At 62.1% G+C, this 2,420-nt stretch carries 2 protein-coding genes; both read left to right on the top strand.

The annotated features are described in order from the left end of the window. On the top strand, window positions 1–1,297 hold a 1,297-nt coding region (locus L692_RS0108770), incomplete at its 5' end, for a metallophosphoesterase family protein (protein WP_025699049.1). A gap of 1 nt (window position 1,298) precedes the next feature. Further along, a partial coding sequence (locus L692_RS0108765) for an AAA family ATPase (RefSeq protein WP_025699048.1) occupies window positions 1,299–2,420 on the top strand: 1,122 nt, incomplete at its 3' end.

The following is a 2,420-nucleotide window of genomic DNA, read 5'->3' as shown; positions in this document are numbered from 1 at the left end:
CAGCCGGTTTACCGGCTTGTCCCATATCCCGGGGCCCGTCAGGGACTATCTGCGGGAAGCCGCCTTTGCTGCGCTGGGGCGGCTTGTTGCCGTTGCGCTGGAGGAAGAGGTCGATTTCGTCGTCATCAGCGGAGATGTCTATGATTCCGCCGATTCATCGCTCCAGAGCCAGCTTCGCTTTCACGAAGCGCTGCTGGAGCTTTCGAATAATGGAATTGCGGCCTTCCTCATTCACGGCAATCACGATCCGCTGGACGGTCCGCGTCTTGATATGGAGCTTCCGGATGGCGTCACGGTCTTTGGCGCCGATATGCAGAGGCAGGCTACAGCTGTACGCCGCGCCGATGGGCGGGAAGTCGCGATAGTCAGCGGAATCTCCTATCCTACGGCCAAGGTGACCGATAATCTGTCGCTGCGGTTTCGGCGGAAGGAGGGCAGCGGTCTGTTCCATATTGCGCTGCTGCACGCGAATGTCGACGGCGATCCGGCGCATGAGACCTACTCTCCCTGTACCCGCAGGGATTTGATCGACTCCGGCTTCGACTATTGGGCGCTAGGGCATATCCATAAGCGCCGGATTCTGCATGAGCGTCCCTATATTGTATATCCGGGCAATATCCAGGGACGGAGCGTCAAGGAGACTGGAACCAAGGGCTGCTGCATCGTGGATGTGGACGACAGCGGAATCGCCGCCCTCCGGTTCAAGGAACTGGATGAGGTCCGCTTTCTCATTCGAGATATTCCAATTGAAGGAATGGCCAGGGAAACCGACTGGATAGAGGCGGTGGAACGGGCTGTGGAAGACATCCGGGAGGAGCACCCGAAGCTGATGTCGGTTGTCCGTTTCCGAATTACCGGCCGAAGCGCTGTTCACCGCATTCTGGCGGAAAAAGGGGTGCCGGAAGACCTGCTTGACGAGCTGCGGCGGCGTGAAGCGCTGCGGGCAGGGCAAGGCAGGTTCCACGGACTCGTCTGGATTGAAGGCTTCTCCCTCGAATCCGGAACGGAGCTTGACCGGGAGCGTCTGCTTGCGGAGGACAGCTTTCTTGGCGAAATGGCGCGGTTGGCCGCCGGGAGCGCGGCAGACGGCAGCACGCTGGAGGAGCTTGTCCGGACGGCCCTGGCGCCTCTTGGAGAGAACCGTGAGCTAAGGCGTCTGCTGGCCGAAGCGGGGGAAGACGAGATGCGCGTCTGGCTGAAGCGAGCGGCCGAAACGGCCGTAACGCTGCTCAGCGATGCCCTGGAGCCGGATGAAGAAACGGGTGGTATGCCGGGAGGCCGCCAAGGAGGTCGGTAGGATGAGAATAGAGCGCCTTGAAATCGGCGGCTTCGGCCGTCTTCAGCGCAGGGAGCTGGAGCTTTCCGGAGGATTGACCGTGCTGTATGGACCCAATGAAGCCGGTAAATCCACGATGCTGCAATTTATCCGCGCCATGCTCTTTGGCATTCCCGGCCGGAACTACCCGGCGGAACGATTGGCGCCTATGCTTGGCGGTTCGCACGGCGGCACCCTGACCGCGCTCGACGGACAAGGAAACGTATGGAGCATCCGGCGGTATGCCGGGGGTCCGGAGGGCGGAAAGGGCGACAGGCTCAAGATAACGTTAAGCGGCATCGACGGAAGCGTGGAAGAGCCCGGCCAGGAGGAACTGGAGAAACGCCTCTTGGGCGGGGTATCCCGGACGATGTACCGGCAGCTCTTTGCTGTGACGCTCAGCGAGCTTCAGGAGCTTGGGACGCTGCAGTCCGAGGAAATGAGCAGCTATTTATTTCATGCGGGTATTGGCGGAGGAGGTGAAATTCTCCGGGCGGAGCGGCGTCTCCAGCAGGAGGCGGAGAAGCTCTACAAGCCGCGAGGCAGAACGCAGGAAGCGGCCAGGATTCTCCAGTCGATTGAGAAGCTGGAACGAATGATCGCGGACAGCCGTTCTTATCTCCCGCGCTACAATGACAATACCGCAGCGCTCCAGGCTGCGGAAATGGAGCTTGAAGAGCTGGAGCGGCGGCGCAGGGAGAACGGGGCCAGGCTGACACGCCTCAGCAAGGCGATGGATATCCGCGAGATATGGCTGAAATGGGAAGCCGCCCGCCTGGAACTAGGGGAGCTGCCGGATTTGCTGTCTTTCCCCGAGGATGCCTCCGAGCGCTGGCGGGACCTTCAGGCGCGGAGCGGCCATGCCGCGCAGGCAGCGGCCCGCGCCCGGCGAATCGTCTCGGAGCTGGAAGAGGAGCTGGCCGGGACCGCTCAAGACCTCCTGCTCGAAGCGCAGGGTCCCCGGCTGGAACGTCTTCTTCTCGCCCAGGGAGGCTACGAGAACCGGAAGGCGGAGCTGCGGCGGCTGGAGGAGGAGCAGAAGCTGCTGGGGGAGCATGTGCGGCGTCTCCTCCGGAGCATACATCCCGGCTGGACCGCCGGGGAG

Origin of the sequence: Paenibacillus forsythiae T98, assembly GCF_000520735.1 — a bacterium.
Lineage (GTDB): Bacteria > Bacillota > Bacilli > Paenibacillales > Paenibacillaceae > Paenibacillus_AQ > Paenibacillus_AQ forsythiae.
This window is presented reverse-complemented; position numbering and strand designations above follow the sequence as displayed.